Source organism: Aeromonas sp. s10, from assembly GCF_040907975.1.
Classification (GTDB): domain Bacteria; phylum Pseudomonadota; class Gammaproteobacteria; order Enterobacterales; family Aeromonadaceae; genus Aeromonas; species Aeromonas caviae.
In genome coordinates this window covers 214,778-231,384 of record NZ_JBFOCV010000006.1, presented here as the reverse complement: position 1 = coordinate 231,384, position 16,607 = coordinate 214,778, and the positions used below count along the sequence as shown (strand labels likewise).

At 63.4% G+C, this 16,607-nt stretch carries 13 protein-coding genes; 8 read left to right on the top strand and 5 right to left on the bottom strand.

Annotated elements, in window-relative coordinates; genetic code table 11:
* Positions 1-79 precede the first annotated feature (79 nt).
* The 6 genes from AB5Y59_RS01600 (at position 80) to purF (ending at position 8,458) form a co-directional block, all read left to right on the top strand.
* Positions 80-2,584, top strand: coding sequence for a DNA translocase FtsK (locus AB5Y59_RS01600; protein ID WP_041211364.1), 2,505 nt, complete (start codon positions 80-82; stop codon positions 2,582-2,584).
* A 77-nt stretch (positions 2,585-2,661) separates the two neighbouring features.
* Positions 2,662-3,270, top strand: coding sequence for an outer membrane lipoprotein chaperone LolA (lolA, locus tag AB5Y59_RS01595; RefSeq protein WP_039039163.1), 609 nt, complete (start codon positions 2,662-2,664; stop codon positions 3,268-3,270).
* Between the two features lie 67 nt (positions 3,271-3,337).
* On the top strand, positions 3,338-4,675 hold the full coding sequence (locus AB5Y59_RS01590; RefSeq protein ID WP_167825495.1) for a replication-associated recombination protein A: 1,338 nt from the start codon (positions 3,338-3,340) through the stop codon (positions 4,673-4,675).
* Positions 4,676-4,956: 281 nt separating this feature from the next.
* Complete coding sequence (gene serS, locus AB5Y59_RS01585) at positions 4,957-6,252, top strand: serine--tRNA ligase (protein ID WP_368211351.1); 1,296 nt, start codon at positions 4,957-4,959, stop codon at positions 6,250-6,252.
* Positions 6,253-6,427: 175 nt separating this feature from the next.
* Entirely contained in the window at positions 6,428-6,919 is a 492-nt protein-coding gene (locus tag AB5Y59_RS01580; protein WP_010674522.1) for a CvpA family protein, read from the top strand.
* A gap of 18 nt (positions 6,920-6,937) precedes the next feature.
* Positions 6,938-8,458, top strand: coding sequence for an amidophosphoribosyltransferase (gene purF / locus AB5Y59_RS01575; RefSeq protein WP_041215287.1), 1,521 nt, complete (start codon positions 6,938-6,940; stop codon positions 8,456-8,458).
* An 89-nt stretch (positions 8,459-8,547) separates the two neighbouring features.
* On the opposite strand, the gene AB5Y59_RS01570 is transcribed toward purF, so the two are convergent.
* Positions 8,548-9,978, bottom strand: coding sequence for a 6-phospho-beta-glucosidase (locus AB5Y59_RS01570; RefSeq protein ID WP_268452895.1), 1,431 nt, complete (start codon positions 9,976-9,978; stop codon positions 8,548-8,550).
* Between the two features lie 31 nt (positions 9,979-10,009).
* Positions 10,010-11,464: a PTS cellobiose/arbutin/salicin transporter subunit IIBC gene (gene ascF, locus AB5Y59_RS01565; protein ID WP_268452893.1), complete on the bottom strand. Its 1,455-nt coding sequence runs from the start codon at positions 11,462-11,464 to the stop codon at positions 10,010-10,012.
* A gap of 253 nt (positions 11,465-11,717) precedes the next feature.
* On the opposite strand from ascF, the gene AB5Y59_RS01560 reads away from it, so the two are divergent.
* Both AB5Y59_RS01560 and AB5Y59_RS01555 read left to right on the top strand, forming a co-directional pair.
* A complete protein-coding gene (locus AB5Y59_RS01560; protein WP_042863778.1) occupies positions 11,718-12,728 on the top strand; it encodes a LacI family DNA-binding transcriptional regulator in 1,011 nt (336 codons plus the stop codon).
* Between the two features lie 93 nt (positions 12,729-12,821).
* The gene (locus AB5Y59_RS01555; RefSeq protein WP_368211348.1) at positions 12,822-13,580 is read left to right on the top strand and encodes a tRNA-(ms[2]io[6]A)-hydroxylase; all 759 of its coding nucleotides are present in this window, start codon (positions 12,822-12,824) and stop codon (positions 13,578-13,580) included.
* A 139-nt stretch (positions 13,581-13,719) separates the two neighbouring features.
* Here the strand turns inward: AB5Y59_RS01555 and AB5Y59_RS01550 are convergent, their stop codons facing one another.
* The 3 genes from AB5Y59_RS01550 to AB5Y59_RS01540 all read right to left on the bottom strand — a co-directional run bounded on the left by AB5Y59_RS01550 (position 13,720) and on the right by AB5Y59_RS01540 (position 16,559).
* Positions 13,720-14,505 (bottom strand): ABC transporter ATP-binding protein, encoded by a 786-nt coding sequence (locus AB5Y59_RS01550; protein ID WP_039039015.1) that lies wholly within the window; start codon positions 14,503-14,505, stop codon positions 13,720-13,722.
* Between the two features lie 82 nt (positions 14,506-14,587).
* On the bottom strand, positions 14,588-15,586 hold the full coding sequence (locus AB5Y59_RS01545) for an oligopeptide/dipeptide ABC transporter ATP-binding protein (RefSeq protein WP_010674529.1): 999 nt from the start codon (positions 15,584-15,586) through the stop codon (positions 14,588-14,590).
* 79 nt (positions 15,587-15,665) lie between these two features.
* The gene (locus AB5Y59_RS01540) at positions 15,666-16,559 is read right to left on the bottom strand and encodes an ABC transporter permease subunit (protein ID WP_010674530.1); all 894 of its coding nucleotides are present in this window, start codon (positions 16,557-16,559) and stop codon (positions 15,666-15,668) included.
* Positions 16,560-16,607 lie beyond the last annotated feature (48 nt).

Genomic DNA, 16,607 nt, shown 5'->3' with positions numbered 1-16,607 from the left:
CTGGCTGACAATCGGTGGGCTTTTCAGGGATACTAGGCCCCCTATCCCCGCATTCATGTTTTCACAAAGGAGCCGGAGTTTGGCCGATAAAAAGCTGTTTACTCCTTTATCAGGTACACAACGGATCTTCGAGGCCGTCTTGATCGCCATCACCCTGATGGCTGCCTATCTTTTGCTTGCCCTGCTGACCTACCATCCCGCCGATCCCGGCTGGTCGCAAACCTCCTGGCAAGGGGAGGTGAAGAACCTCGCGGGCAGCGCAGGTGCCTGGCTCGCCGACATCACCATGTTTACCTTCGGGGCCTTCTCCTATCTGGTGCCCCCCCTGGTGGTGCTGCTTGGCTGGAGCCTGTTCTGGCGCCCGAGCAAGCTGCTGGAAGTGGACTACCTCACCCTGTCGGTACGGATCATCGGCTTCGTGCTGACGGTGCTTGGCATGTCCGCCATCGCCAGCATGAACTTCAACGACTTGCAGAACTTTTCCGCCGGCGGCCTGGTGGGGGATGTGATCGCCTCAGCCGTGGTGCCGCTGTTTGGCGGCGTGGGGGCAAACCTGATGCTGCTCTGCTTCGTGGCGACCGGCATCACCCTCTTTACCGGCTGGTCCTGGCTCACCATTGTCGAGCGCATCGGTGCCGCCTGCACCGGCTCAGTCAGCGCCATCTACCATTTCCCCACCACCCTGGGCCGCTGGCTCACCGGTGGCTGGCGCCAGCCCCGCTATGAGGGGCCGGATCCCCTGCTGGAAGGGGGCGTGGGCAGCTTCGATCAGGAAGAGGATGACGAAGACCCCCATGGCAGCTGGACACGCAACCCCAAGGCGAAGAATCGCGCTCAAAAGACAAAAGCTGACGAATGGCTGCCGGAGCTTGACGAAGACACCTTCCAGTTTGATCCGCAGTTTGACGACGAAGAGGACGAGGCTCCGGCGCCTGCCGCCAAGGGCAAGCGTGTGGCCAATGGCCGTCCGCGTCCCGCCGTGCGCCAGGAAGAAGATGACCTCGACTTGCCCTGGGCGGAGGGGGATGACGAACCCGACGCTCCCGTTGCCGCTGCGCCGGTGAAAGCCAAGCGCCGTCCCCAGCCCGGTCTGGCCCCTTTGCCGAGTATCGATCTGCTGGACAGACCGCCCGCCAAGACCCAGATGATGAGCAAGGACGAGCTGGAGCGCATGGGCCGGCTGGTGGAGGCGAAGCTCGCCGATTACAACGTGCAGGCCAAGGTGGTGGGCGTCTATCCCGGTCCCGTCATTACCCGCTTCGAACTGGACCTGGCGCCGGGCATGAAGGCGAGCAAGATCACCAATCTTTCCCGGGATCTCGCCCGTTCTCTCTCTGCCAGCAGCGTGCGGGTGGTGGAAGTGATCCCGGGCAAGACGTTCGTCGGGATCGAGCTGCCCAACCGGGTACGCCAGACCGTCTACCTGCGGGAAACCCTCGACTGCGAGGCGTTCGCGGCCAGCCGCAATCCGCTCACCATGGGGCTGGGTCAGGACATCGCGGGGGAACCCGTGGTGGTGAACCTCGCCAAGATGCCCCACCTGCTGGTGGCTGGTACCACGGGCTCGGGCAAGTCGGTGGGGGTGAACACCATGATCATCTCCATGCTCTACAAATCCTCCCCCGAGGATCTGCGCTTCATCATGATCGACCCCAAGATGCTGGAGCTCTCGGTCTATGAAGGCATTCCGCATCTGCTGACCGAGGTGGTCACCGACATGAAGGATGCCGCCAACGCCCTGCGCTGGTGCGTAGGCGAGATGGAGCGTCGTTACAAGCTGATGTCCGCGGTCGGGGTGCGCAACCTCAAGGGGTACAACGACAAGGTGCTGGCCGCCATCGAGGCGGGGGATCCCCTGGTCGACCCCCTGTGGCGTCCGGGCGACTCCATGGATCAGATGCCGCCGGAGCTGGAAAAACTGCCCCACATCGTGGTGGTGGTGGACGAGTTCGCCGACATGATGATGATCGTCGGCAAGAAGGTGGAGGAGCTTATCGCCCGTATCGCCCAGAAGGCGCGGGCGGCCGGTATTCACCTTATCCTCGCGACCCAGCGTCCGTCGGTGGATGTCATTACCGGCCTCATCAAGGCCAACATCCCGACCCGTATTTCCTTCCAGGTGTCGAGCAAGATCGATTCGCGCACCATCCTGGACCAGGGGGGCGCCGAATCCCTGCTCGGCATGGGTGACATGCTCTACATGCCTGCCGGCACCTCCAACCCCACCCGTGTCCACGGTGCCTTCGTCGATGACCACGAGGTACACAAGGTGGTGGCGGACTGGAAACTGCGTGGTGAGCCGGATTACATCGACGAGATCCTCTCCGGCGAGTCGGACGGCGAGGGCGGCGGTGGCGACTTCGGCGGGGGCGGCGATGAAGAGCTCGATCCCCTGTTCGACGAGGCGGTGGCCTTCGTGGTGGAATCCCGCCGTGGCTCCACCTCCAGCGTCCAGCGCAAGTTCAAGATTGGTTACAACCGGGCGGCCCGTCTCATCGAGCAGATGGAAAACCAGGGCATCGTCAGCGCCCCGGGCGGCAACGGCCAGCGCGACGTGCTGGCACCGCCGCCGGTTCGTGACTAAGCCTAACTCCTGTATCATTCTGGCCATGCCCTCTGCGGGCGTGGCCTTTTATCGAGAACCTCCCTATGAAGAGCCTGATGAAAAAACAACTGTTGATGGGTTCCATTCTGCTGGTTGCCAGCAGCCAGGTGTGGGCCGATGCGGCCAGCGATCTCAAGGAGAAGCTCTCCTCCGTCAATGTCTTCTCCGCGACGTTTGCCCAGACCGTCTATGACAGCAAGGGCAAGGAGCTGCAAAAGGCGAGCGGCTCCCTGCTGGTGCAGCGACCCAACCGCTTCAACTGGCACACTACCTCCCCGGACGAGAGTTTGATCGTGGCCGATGGCAAGGATGTGTGGGTGTACGATCCCTTCGTCGAGCAGGTCACCGCCCTCAAGATGAAGGATGCGGTGCTCAACACCCCCTTCGTGCTCATCGCGGGCAACGACAACAGCCTCTGGAAGAACTATGACGTGACCCAGGAAGGGGATGTCTACACCGTCACCAGCCGCAACAAGGACGAGTTGATCGCCTCCTTTCGCATCACCTTCGACCGTCAGAACAACATCAGTCGCTTCGATGTGAAAGAAGCCCAGGGCCAGTGGAGCGAGTTCACTCTGAGCAGCTTCAACCGCAAGCCGGTGCTCAAGGGCAACGAATTTGTCTTCAAGATCCCGAAGGGGGTCGAGCTGGACGACCAGCGCTGATGAGCCAGCCGTTACCGGTGCTATCGTCTGACCGGGCGTCATGGACGACCGGTCAGATGAAAGGTCAATGCAGATGAGCAATTTATCCCTGGATTTCTCCTCGGACTTTCGTCCGCTGGCGGCCCGGATGCGGCCGCAAACCCTCGAGCAGTACATCGGCCAGCAGCATATCCTGGGGCCGGACAAGCCCCTGCGAAAAGCGATCCTGGCGGGGCACTGCCACTCCATGATCCTCTGGGGGCCCCCCGGCACCGGCAAGACCACGCTGGCAGAACTGGTTGCCCACTACTGCCAGGCGGAGGTGGAGCGGCTCTCGGCGGTCACCTCCGGCATCAAGGAGATCCGCGCGGCCCTCGACAAGGCGAAGGAGAACGGCTGGCGCGGGGTGCGCACCATCCTGTTCGTGGATGAAGTCCACCGCTTCAACAAGAGCCAGCAGGATGTCTTCCTGCCCCACATCGAAGACGGCACCATCACCTTCATCGGCGCCACCACCGAGAACCCCTCGTTCGAGCTCAACAACGCGCTGCTCTCCCGGGCCCGGGTCTATCTGCTCAAGAGGCTGGAGGAGCAGGACATCCTCGCCATGATCGATCAGGCGATGCAGGATGCTCGCGGGCTCAATGACCCTAGCCTGTGCTTTGCCCCCGGGGCCAAGGAGGCGCTGGCGAAAGCCGTGGACGGGGACGGGCGCAAGTCTCTGAACTATCTGGAGCTCCTGGCCGACATGGCCGAGGCCGACAGCTCAGGGGCGCGGGTGATCGACAGTACCCTGCTCGCCGCCGTGGTGGGGGAGCACGTGGCCCGTTTCGACAAGGGCGGCGATCACTTCTACGACCTCATCTCGGCGGTGCACAAGTCCATTCGCGGCTCGGCACCGGATGCAGCCCTCTACTGGTATGCCCGTATGGTGAGCGCCGGCTGCGATCCCCTCTACATCGCCCGCCGCTTGCTGGCCATTGCCTCGGAAGATGTGGGCAACGCCGATCCCCGTGCCATGCAGGTGGCGCTCTCGGCCTGGGACTGCTTCCATCGCATCGGTCCGGCGGAAGGGGAGCGGGCCATCGCCCAGGCCATTGTCTACCTCGCCTGCGCCCCCAAGAGCAATGCGGTCTACACCGCCTGGAAGGCGGCGCTTCACGACGCCAAGAACCTGCCGGACTTCGAGGTGCCGCCGCACCTTCGCAATGCACCGACCAAGCTGATGAGCGAGCTGGGCTACGGCGCCGAGTATCGCTACGCCCACGACGAGCCGGGGGCCTATGCGGCCGGCGAGCAGTACTTCCCCCCGGAGCTTGCCGGCAAGCAGTACTATCAGCCCACCGAGCGGGGGCTTGAGAAGCAGATAGCCCAGAAGCTCGACTATCTGCACGAGCTGGACAAGCAGAGCCCGCGCAAGCGATAGGAAAGTCCTTCAGGCCCCTTGCCGGGAAAGCGCACGGCAAGGGCATCAGGGGAGGGGGTTTCCGGCAAAAACGGGCGCAATAGTCCCTGTTCGGGCGGGGGGGCGGTCTGCTACACTGCCCGTCTGACCCCGGTTGTCTTGGCCTTGCACCATCTTCTTGATTTCGAAGGCCCGATTCCGAAGGCAAAGGGGTGCGCCAACCGATGTTAACTTCCGGATCTGTTTCCCAACCCGGTCACGATGACCCGGGCCCAGATCCCATTAAAAAAAGTAGGTAAACCATGCTGGATCCCAAATATCTGCGCAGCGACATCACCGAAGCTGCCGCTCGTCTGGCGACACGTGGCTACGTTCTGGACGTAGCGGCGGTCAATGTTCTGGAAGAGAAACGCAAGGATCTGCAGTCCCGCACCCAGGAGCTGCAGGCCGAGCGCAACGCCCGCTCCAAGTCCATCGGTGAGGCTGCCCGTCGTGGTGAAGATGTTGCCCCCCTCAAGGCCGAGGTGACCAAGATCAACGACGAGCTCGAGACCAGCAAGGTCGAGCTGGAGGCCCTGCTGGCCCAGCTCAAGGGGATCGCCGACGCCATCCCCAACCTGCCGAGCGAGACCACCCCGGTGGGCCGTGACGAGAACGACAACGTGGAGGTCCGCCGCTGGGGTACCCCGCGTGAGTTCGATTTCCCGGTACGCGATCACATCGATCTGGGTGAGGCGGCCAAGGGGATCGACTTCAAGAACGGCGTCAAGCTCTCCGGCGCCCGTTTCGTGGTGATGAAGGGCCAGATTGCCCGTCTGCACCGCGCCCTGGCCCAGTTCATGCTGGACCTGCACACCCTGCAGCACGGCTACACCGAGTGCTACGTGCCCTATCTGGTCAACCCGGACAGCCTGTACGGCACCGGCCAGCTGCCCAAGTTCTCCCAGGATCTCTTCAATACCGGTATCGAAGGGGAAGGGGAAGACGAAGGCAAGGTGCGCAAGTTCTCCCTCATCCCGACCTCCGAAGTGCCGCTCACCAACATGGCCCGTGACGAGATCTTCGACGAGCAGGAGCTGCCCATCAAGATGACCGCCCACAGCCCCTGCTTCCGCTCCGAAGCGGGCTCCTACGGTCGTGATACCCGTGGCCTCATCCGCATGCACCAGTTCGACAAGGTCGAGATGGTGCAACTGGTGCACCCGGAAAAATCCTGGGATGCCCTGGAAGAGATGGTGGGTCACGCCGAGAAGGTGCTGCAACTGCTGGAGCTGCCGTATCGCGTGATGGCGCTTTCCACCGGTGACATGGGCTTCTGCGCCGCCAAGACCTACGATCTGGAAGTGTGGCTGCCGGCCCAGAACACCTATCGCGAGATCTCCTCCGTTTCCAACTGCACCGACTTCCAGGCGCGCCGCATGCAGGCTCGCGTGCGTATCGACGGCAAGCCGCAGCTCATTCACACCCTGAATGGTTCCGGTCTGGCGGTGGGTCGTACCCTGGTGGCCGTGCTCGAGAACTACCAGCAGGCAGATGGCCGCATCGCCATCCCGGCTGCGCTGCAATCCTACATGGGCGGCCTGACCCACATCGGGTAAGCGCTCGTTGCAGACGACAACGCCATGGCATGCCATGGCGTTGTGCATTCTGGGCCCGGGAAACCCGCCGCAAGGGGAAGGGATAGCTCCCTTCGGGCCTGTAACACAATTTTATCAAGCATTGCGCAATCGTTTTTGTTAGACTGCGCCGCAATTTCGCAGGACATCTTTTTCTATGGTCTGGATTGATTACGCCATCATTGGCATCGTCGGTTTCTCCGCCCTCATCAGCCTGGTGCGCGGCTTTCTCAAGGAGGCCATGTCTCTGGTCACCTGGTTCGTCGCCTTTTTCATTGCCAGCCATTTCTATCCTGATCTCGCCGTCTATTTCACCTCTTTCTCCGATGCCATGGTTCGCAACGGTCTGGCCATCGCCGCCCTGTTCGTGGCGACCCTGATCCTCGGCAGCGTGGTGAACTACGTGGTGGGCCTGCTGGTGGAAAAGACCGGGCTTTCCGGCACCGACAGGGTGCTCGGGGTCTGTTTTGGCGCCATTCGCGGGGTGCTGATCGTCAGCGCCCTGCTGTTTTTCATGGATACCTTCACCAGCCTCTCCCAGAGCGACTGGTGGGTGGCGTCCAGGCTGGTGCCGGAGTTCAAGCCGGTGATCCAGTGGTTTTTCGGGTTCATGATGAACTCGTCCAGTTTTCTTCAACAGGTACAGTGACTTCGAGGTAGCAAAGACATGTGCGGTATTGTCGGTATAGTTGGCACCACCCCCGTCAATCAGGCCCTCTACGACGCCTTGACGGTGTTGCAGCACAGGGGACAGGATGCCGCCGGGATCGTGACCATTGACAGTGGAAACTTCCGGCAACGCAAGGCCAACGGTCTGGTGAAGGATGTGTTTGAAGTGCGCCACATGCAGCGCCTGAAAGGGAATATCGGCATCGGACACGTCCGTTATCCCACCGCAGGCAGCTCCAGTGCGGCAGAGGCGCAGCCGTTTTACGTGAACTCCCCCTACGGCATGGTGCTGGCCCACAACGGCAACCTCACCAACGCCAAGGAGCTCAAGGAGCAGCAGTTCAAGGTGGCCCGCCGCCACATCAACACCACCTCGGACTCCGAAGTGCTGTTGAACGTGCTGGCCCACGAGTTGGACTTGTGCGACAAGATGGCGCTGCGCCCGGAAGATATCTTCTCGGCGGTGCGCAAGGTGCACCAGCAGATCCGCGGCGCCTATGCCGTGGTCTCTCTGGTGATCGGCCACGGCCTCATCGGGTTCCGTGACCCGAACGGCATTCGCCCGCTGATCCTGGGTCGCCGGGTCGACGAGCAGGGGCAGGTGGAGTACATGCTCGCCTCCGAGAGCGTGGCCCTCGACGCCATCGGCTTCGAGACGGTGCGTGACGTCGCCCCGGGCGAGGCCATCTACATCACCGAGCAGGGCCAGCTCTTCTCCGAGCAGTGTGCGGAAAGCCCGCAGATGAACCCCTGCATCTTCGAATACGTCTACTTCGCCCGTCCCGACTCCTTCATCGACAAGGTCTCCGTTTATGCCGCCCGCCTCAACATGGGTCGCAAGCTGGGCCAGAAGATCGCACGGGAGTGGGACGATCTCGACGTGGACGTGGTCATCCCCATCCCCGAGACCTCCTGCGACGTGGCGCTGGAAATCGCCCACACCCTGGGCCTGCCGTACCGTCAGGGCTTCGTGAAGAACCGCTACATCGGCCGTACCTTCATCATGCCGGGCCAGACCCAGCGCAAGAAGTCGGTGCGCCGCAAGCTCAACGCCATCAGCTCCGAATTCAAGGGCAAGAAGGTGTTGCTGGTGGACGACTCCATCGTGCGGGGCACCACCTCCGAGCAGATCATCCAGATGGCCCGTGAAGCGGGGGCCGCCAAGGTCTACTTCGCCTCGGCCGCGCCGGAAATTCGCTTCCCCAACGTCTACGGCATCGACATGCCCACCGCCAACGAGCTCATTGCCCATGGCCGTGAAGTGGAAGAGGTGTGCAAGCTTATCGGTGCCGACGGCCTCATCTTCCAGGATCTGGAAGATCTGGAAGAGGCGGTGCGGGAGATCAACCCCGAGCTGCGCCACTTCGAGACCTCGGTCTTCAACGGTCACTATGTGACCTCCGACGTGGATCAGGGTTATCTGGACCACCTCAATGCCCTGCGCAGCGACGACAACAAGGCCGTGCGCGAGTGGCAGGAAGGGACCAGCAACCTCGAGATCTTCAACGAAGGCAGTTAAACGTTTTCAGATTGCCAGCGTGATGAACAACAGGGGGGCCTCGGCCCCCCTGTTGCATGGATGCGCCTTGCGGCGAAACTGAGGGGGGCTCAGGCCAGATCCTCCCCGTTGCTCGCGATCACCTTCTTGTACCACCAGAACGACTTCTTGCGCCGGCGGGCCAGGGTGCCATGGCCGGCGTCGTCCCTGTCCACATGGACGAAGCCGTAGCGCTTGCTCATCTCGCCGGTGGAGGCGGAGACGAGATCGATGCAGCCCCAGCTGGTGTACCCCATCAGGGGCACGCCGTCCTCGATGGCGTCCCCCATGGCCTCGATGTGGGCGCGCAGGTAGTCGATGCGGTAGTTGTCCTCTATCTCCCCTTGCTCGTTCACTTCGTCCACTGCCCCCAGGCCGTTTTCCACCAGGAAGAGCGGCTTCTGGTAGCGATCGTGCAAGGTGTTGAGGGTGATGCGAAGGCCAAGGGGGTCGATGCCCCAGCCCCACTCGCTCACCTCGATGTGGGGATTGCGCAGGGACTTGACCACGTTGGCCTCGCTGGTGTTGCCCGCATTCATGTCGGCGGCGGCGCAGCGGGAGGCGTAGTAGCTGAAGGAGACGAAATCCACGGTGTGCCTGAGGATCTCGTCATCTTCCGGCCCCTTCACCAGGGTGACCCCCTTGTCACGAAACACCCTCTGCGCATAGGCCGGATAGGCGCCCCTGGCCTGTACGTCGATGAAGAGGAGGTTCTCCCGATCTTTCTGGAGGGCGGTCCAGACGTCGGCGGGCTTGCAGGAGTAGGGGTAGAAGTTGCCCCCCGCCAGCATGCAGCCCACCTGGTTGGCCGGGTTCACCTCGTGGGCGATCCGGGTCGCCAGGGCGCTGGCCACCAGCTCGTGGTGGGCGGCCTGATACTTCACCTGATCCTGGTGCTCCCCTTCCTCGAACACCAGCCCCGCCCCGGAGAAGGGGCTGTGCAGCAGGATGTTGATCTCGTTGAAGGTGAGCCAGTACTTCACCAGGCCGTCGAACTGCTCGAAGCAGGTGCGGGCGTAGCGGGTGAAAAACTCCACCATCTGGCGGTTGCGCCAGGAGCCGTACTCGGTCACCAGGTGCATGGGCACATCGAAGTGGCACAGGGTCACCAGGGGCTCGATGTTGTACTTTCTGCACTCCTCGAACACTGCCCGGTAGAAGGCGATGCCCTCGGCACTGGGCTCGCGCTCGTCCCCCCTGGGGTAGAGACGGGCCCAGGCGATGGAGGTGCGAAACACGGTGAAGCCCATCTCGGCCATCAGGGCGATGTCCTCCCGATAGCGGTGATAGAAATCGATAGCCCCGTGGCTTGGGTAGAACTCGTCATCTTGCAGGGTGATGCGCTTCTCCTGGCCGAGTTTGACCGCCATGCGGCGCGGGCCATGGGGGATCATGTCCACCGTGGTCAGCCCCTTGCCCCCCTCGAGATAGCCGCCCTCCGCCTGATTGGCGGCCAGGGCACCGCCCCAGAGAAAGCCCTCGGGAAATCTTGTTAACGACATCTGTTACCTCTTGTCATGTCTGAATGGGGTGTCACAGCCCGGCCTGCGCCTTGCTGGTGGCGACGGGTTGCACGGGCTCGGCGCGGGGGGCCGGGCTCTCGACCGGGATGTCCTCGAACCCCATCACCAGGGTCAGCACGAAGGAGAGCACCACCGAGAGGGCCATCACGCCGAACACCCAGGCGATGGTCATGGGGTTGGCCGGATCGAAGAACTGCACGCTGGTAAAGAGCCCGGGGGCGGCCATGGAGTGGCTGGCGAGCCCCGCCATGCCGGCGACGGCGCCGCAGACAAAGCCGCTGATGAGGCTCGCGATGAGCGGACGCTTGAGGCGCAGGGCCACACCGTAGAGCGCGGGTTCGGAGATCCCCGCCATGATGGCGGAGGCGGCCGCCGCGAGCGCCGTCTGGCGCAGTTCCGGGTTTCGGGTGCGCCAGGCCACTGCCAGGGACGAGCCGCCAAGAGAGAGATTGGCGCCGATTTCGGAGGGCATCACCATGCCTTCCTTGCCGGTCTCGGCGATGGTCTGGATGATGGTCGGGGTGAAAACGCGGTGCATGCCGGTCATCACCAGCAGGGGCCAGAGCGCCCCCATGATGGCCACCGACAGCCAGCCCAGGTAGTCGTGGACCGTGTAGACCAGGCCGGAGATGGCGGTGCCAATCCAGATGCCGACGGGGCCGATGAAGAGGATGGCCAGCGGCGCCGCGATCAGCACGATCAGCATGGGTTTGAGGAAGTTCTTGGTGACCGCCGGGGTGATGCGGTCGACCCAGCCCTCGATGTAGGAGAGGCACCAGGTCATCACCAGCGCCGGAATGACGGTGTAGGTGTATTTGACCGCGGTCACCGGGACCAGGGCGAAGGTCACCTGCTCCCCTTCGGCGGCTCTGGCCATCAGCTCGATGAAGCTGGGGTGTACCAGCACCCCGGCAATGGCGATGGCCAGGGACATGTTGGTCTTGAACTTGACGGCGGCGGAGGCGGCCACCATCAGGGGCAGGAAGAAGAAGGCCCCATCCCCGGCCACCGTGAGGATGGTGAGGGTCGAGGAGCCTTTCTCCAGCACGCCGGTCATCTCCAGCACCATGGCCAGCAGCTTGAGCATGGAGCCGCCGATGATGGCCGGGATGAGGGGGGACATGGTGCCGATCAGGGCGTCGAGGATGGCGGCGCCCATGCGGCGCAGGCTCCAGCCAGCGGAAGCCTCCGCAAGCGGAGTCTGCCCGCCGCCCTGGGGCAGCAGGGCCAGCACTTCGCGATAGGCGTGGGAGACGGTGTTGCCGATGATCACCTGACACTGGTTGTCCGCCTGCACCACCCCGAGCACGCCCGTGATCGCCTTGAGGGCAGGGCCATTGACCCGGGCGGGATCGCTGAGCACAAAGCGCAGCCGCGTCATGCAGTGGGTCACGGCGACGACGTTGTCGGCGCCGCCGAGTGCGGTGATGACGGTACCGGCCAGAGCCGCATAGTTTTTTGACATCGAGGTAGATCCTTTTCACCAAGTGGGCCTGCTCGCCCCCGCCGCCGCGAAGGGCGGGAACGCGCATGAAACTGAATGTGGAACCGGTTCCACATAGAGTGCGCGGCCTGAGTGCGGGAGACAAGCACCTTGTGCAGCGAGCGTCCGGATCCGTGAATGGGATCACTGAACCCGGGCCAGCACACCATTCGTGCGACGACAAGCCGGGGGCGGTGCAGTACACTGCGCCCCGTTACGAGCAAGGGAGAACACAATGACGACGATGCTGGAGGTGGCAAGGCGGGCAGGGGTGTCGAAGGCGACGGTCTCCCGGGTGTTGTCGGGCAATGGTTACACCAGCCAGGAGACCCGGGACCGGGTGCAGCAGGCCATCGAGGAGTGCGGTTATCGCCCCAACCTGGTGGCGAGGCAGCTGGCGACCAGGCACACCCGGACCCTGGGACTGGTGGTCACCAACACCCTCTACCACGGCGTCTACTTCGGCGAGCTGCTCTCCCAGGTGGCGCGGATGACCGAGGATCGGGGGCGCCAGCTCATACTGGCGGACGGCAAGCACAGCGCCGACGAGGAGCGCCAGGCCATCCAGTATCTGCTCGATTCCCGTTGCGATGGCGTCATCATCTATCCACGTTTTCTTGGGGTGGAGGAGATGGACGAGATCATCGAGCAGCATGAGCAGCCCATCATGGTGCTCAACCGGCGTCTGAGCCGCCATCCGGCCCACTGCGTCTATGCGGATCAGCAGGCGGCGGCGGAGGCGGTGGTGGACAAGCTGGTGGCCATGGGGCACAGGGAGATCGCCTTCATCGCAGGCTCTGCGGATTCCCCCACCGGCGCCGAGCGCCTGGCCGGCTACCGGCAGGCGCTGATCCGGCACGGCATCCCGGTGCAGGAGACCTTGATCGCCCCCGGCAAATGGACCCCCGCCTGTGGCGCGGCCGCCGTCTCGACCCTGCTGGCGCGAGGCGCTCGCTTCAGCGCCCTGGTGGCCAGCAACGATGACATGGCGATCGGGGCCATCAAACGGCTGCACGAAGCCGGTGTGATGGTGCCTGACGAGGTTTCGGTGGTGGGGTTTGACGACATTCCCCTGGCCCCTTACGTCATTCCCGCGCTGTCGAGCGTCAAGATGCCGGTGAACGGGATGATCCAGGAGACCATCAACCGCCTGATCACCATGGTGGAGGAGGGGAGCCGGGACGCACTGCCCGCCTTCAGCGGCACCCTGATCCGCCGCGACTCCCTCAGGCGTCTGACGGGCTGAGCCATGATGGCGGTGGGCAGGCCGGGCGGGATCCGTTAGCATAGGCCCCCCGGCGCCAGGCGCCGCGTGTCGTATCAACAGATGAGAGTTCAGATGGATGACCTGTTAGCCCCCGTTCGCCAGTTCCTGCATTGCGAGACCCCGGATGAGTGGGTGGAAATGGCGCGGGATCCCGCCCAGTTGCCGACCCTGCTTATCGATCACGCCAACTGCGAGAACAAGGCGGCACTCACCGCCCACAGCCTGGTGCGCCGCTACTGCCTGCCCAAGGAGAAGCGTCACCTGCTGCCCAAGCTGACCTTCTACCGGGAGCTCGATGCCTTGCCGGAGAAGGCGGAGATCCTCGGCAAGCGCACCATGGGCGAATCAGACAGGAGCGTGTTTGCCGAGCTGGAGCGCAATCCCCTGCTGTTCCCCATGGTGCGCCTCATCCAGGAGGAGCTGCACCACTTCGAGCAGGTGCTGGAGATCATGGCCGCACGGGGCATCCCCTATGGTCCCGTCACCGCCTCCCGCTATGCCTGCAGCCTGCTGACCCATGTGCGCACCTACGAGCCGGCGGCCGTGGTGGACAAGATGATCATCGGTGCCTATATCGAAGCGCGATCCTGCGAGCGTTTTGCCAGGCTGGCCCCTCATCTGGACGAGGAGCTTGGCCGCTTCTATGTCTCCCTGCTGCGCTCGGAGGCGCGTCACTATCAGGACTACCTGGCCCTGGCACAGACGTTCGCAGACGAAGACATCAGCGAGCGGGTGGCCTTCTTCGGTCGCCTGGAGGCCGAGCTCATCTGTTCGCCGGATCCGCAATTCCGGTTCCATAGCGGACTGCCTGTCAGATCTGACAGTTGTTGAGGTGACGGGGGCTGCCTACCATTCCCCTGTTCCTACTACGAGCGACGCAATCACTTTTTTGAGCGCAATCCCCCGGCGACTGATGAGACATCAGGCCGGGTTTTTTTATGTCTGGCGCAAGGGGAAACGCGCCGCGGGATCAGCGGCGGTATTCGTTGTTGTAGTTCTGAATGAGGCGGCGGGTGACGTCGTGCTGGGGATCGGCGAAGACCCGCAAGGTCTTGCCGCGCTCCACCACACGGCCTTCGTGCATCACCAGCACCTCGTCGCTGATGTGGCTGACGATCCCCAGATCGTTGGCCACCAGCACATAGCTCAGCCCCATGGTCTCCTGCATCTCCAGCAGCAGGTTGATGATCTGGGAGCGTACCGAAATATCCAGGGTCGAGAGCGCCTCGTCCGCCACCACTATCTTGGGATTGAGGATGAGCGCCCGTGCCAGCCCCACTCGCTGCTGCTGGCCGGCGGAGAGCATCTGGGGATAGAAGAGGGCGTGGTCGGGCAGCATGCCCACCATGCGCAGGGTCTGGATCACCTTCTCCCGGCGCTCCTCCTCGCTCAGGGCCGTGTTGAGGCGAAGGGGGGTCTCCAGGATCTGGCCGACCCGGATTTTCCGGTTAAGGGAGGTGTTGGGGTCCTGGAAGATCATCCGCAGCAGCTTGCAGCGGGTCTGGTAATCGCCGTGGACCATGGGTTGCCCCTCGATGGCGATCTCCCCGCCGCTCGGTTCAATCATGCCCGCCAGAATGCGGGCCAGGGTGCTCTTGCCCGAGCCCGCCTCCCCGACGATGGCCAGGGTCTGGCCCACCTCGAGATCGAACGAGAGGGGCTTTATCGCCTCCACCGCGCGGCGCCTGAACAGGCCGGTGCGGTTCTGGTAGGTCTTGCACAGGCCCCTGACCTGCAACAGGGAAGGTTCGGTCACGACGTGGTCTCCTTGGGTGCGCTCGCCGGATAGAGGGGCTGACGGGGCGGGCAGTTGCCCCGGATCAGGGTCTGGTGCCGGTTCATTTCTTCGGTTCTTCCATGTTGAGCGGGAAGTGGCAACTGAACTGATGCCCCTTGACCTTGCTCATCAGCGGTGTCTGCACGCACTGCTTCTGGGCGTAGGGGCAGCGTGGGCCGAGGCGGCAGCCGATGGGCAGATGCTGCAGCGGCGGTATCACCCCGGGCAGGGTCTCGAGCCGGGACTTGTGGCGCACCAGTTTGTCAAAGTCCGGGATGGACTTGAGCAGGGCATCCGTATAGGGGTGGTGAGGGGATTCCAGGATCTGGTCCCGGGTCCCTACTTCAACCATCTGGCCGCAATACATGATGTTGAGGGTGTCGGTCAGGTTCGCGATGGCGGCGATGTCGTTGCTGATGATGAGGATGGTGGTATTGCCCAGCTTGTTCATCTTGTCCAGCAACCGCAGGATCTGGGAGTGGGTGGTGGACTCCATGGCGCTGGTGGGTTCGTCCGCCACCAGCAGGCGCGGCTGGTTGGCGATGGCCATGGCGATCATCACCTTCTGGCACATGCCGTCTGACAGCTCGTGGGGATAGGCCCGCATGACCTTGCGGTGATCCTTGACCCCGACCCGGTGCAGCAGGGCGATGGCCCGCTTCTTGCGCCACTGGAAGCGCTGCCAGAACTTGCCGGTGAAGGCGCTGGTGGGGATGGCCTCTTCGAGCTGGGTGCCTATCTCCTCCGAGGGGTCGAGGCAGCTGATGGGGTCCTGGAAGATCATCGCTATCTCCCGCCCCATGATGCGGCGCCGTTCCTTGGGCGCCATGGTCAGCAGGTCCATGTCGTTGAAGCGCATCCGGTCGGCGCGCACCGTCCAGTTGTCCTTCTGGATGCCGACGATCACCTTGGCCACCAGGCTCTTGCCCGAGCCGGATTCCCCCACCAGCCCGCGGATCTCCCCCTCGTTCAGGGTCAGGCTGACTCTGTCCACCGCCTTGACCTTGCCCTGGGGGGTGTCGATTTCGATGGTGAGGTTGCGTATGTCGAGCAGGGGCATCAGCAATGTCTCCCGTTCAGGGCGCAGTCGGGTCGCTCAGGGCGTCCGGGGGCGGGGATAGATAACAAGGCTGGCAACATCAGTCGTTCCCCTCTTTGAGTGCTTCGCGAATGCCTTCGCCCACCAGGTTGGTCACCAGCACGCTGAACAGGATGGCCATCCCGGGCAGGGTCACCGTCCAGGGGGCCAGATAGATAAGATCGCTCGAATCGGCCAGCATGGCACCCCACTCCGGCTGGGGAGACTGGGCCCCGAGACCGAGGAAGCCCACCGCCGAGATGTCCAGGATGGCGGCGGAGAGGGTGCGGGTGGTCTGGGTCACCAGGGTCTCGACGATGTTTGGCAAGATGGCCAGACGCATGATCCGCTGGGGCGGAGAGCCGTCGAGGCGGCTTGCGATGATGTACTCCTTCTGCATCTCGGCGTGGACCGCGTTGTAGGTGGCCCGGATGAAAGGCGGTATCAACGCGAGCGTGATGGCGATCAGGGTGTTGAACAGACCCGGCCCCAGGATGGCCACGACGATGATGGCCAGCAGCAGGGACGGGATGGAGAGCAGGGTATCGAGCAGGTGATGGAGCACGCTCGACTTCACCCCCTTGCTCATGCCGCCGAGGATGCCGATGGCCGAGCCGATGACCAGCGCGATGAGCACCACCAGCAGGGCGTTGCCGAAGGTGAGCCTGGCCCCGGCCACCAGACGGGAGAGGATGTCGCGCCCCAGATCGTCGGTCCCCAGGAAGTAATCGATGTTGCCGCTGTTGGCCCAGGAGGGGGCGAGCAGCAGGTGGTTGCTGTGCTGATCGTCGATGCCGTAGGGGATCACCAGGGGGCCGATGAGGGTCACCAGCAGCAGCAGCCCGAAGCACCAGAGCCCCGCCATGGCCAGCGGGTTGCGCCGGTAGGAGGCCCAGGTCTGCTCCAGGGGGGAGAGGATCTTGAGCTCCGGATAGATGTTCGATTTATCGTGCATGATGCAGGCTCCCGTGCTGGTCGCAAGGGGATGGGCACGCCTGTGCGC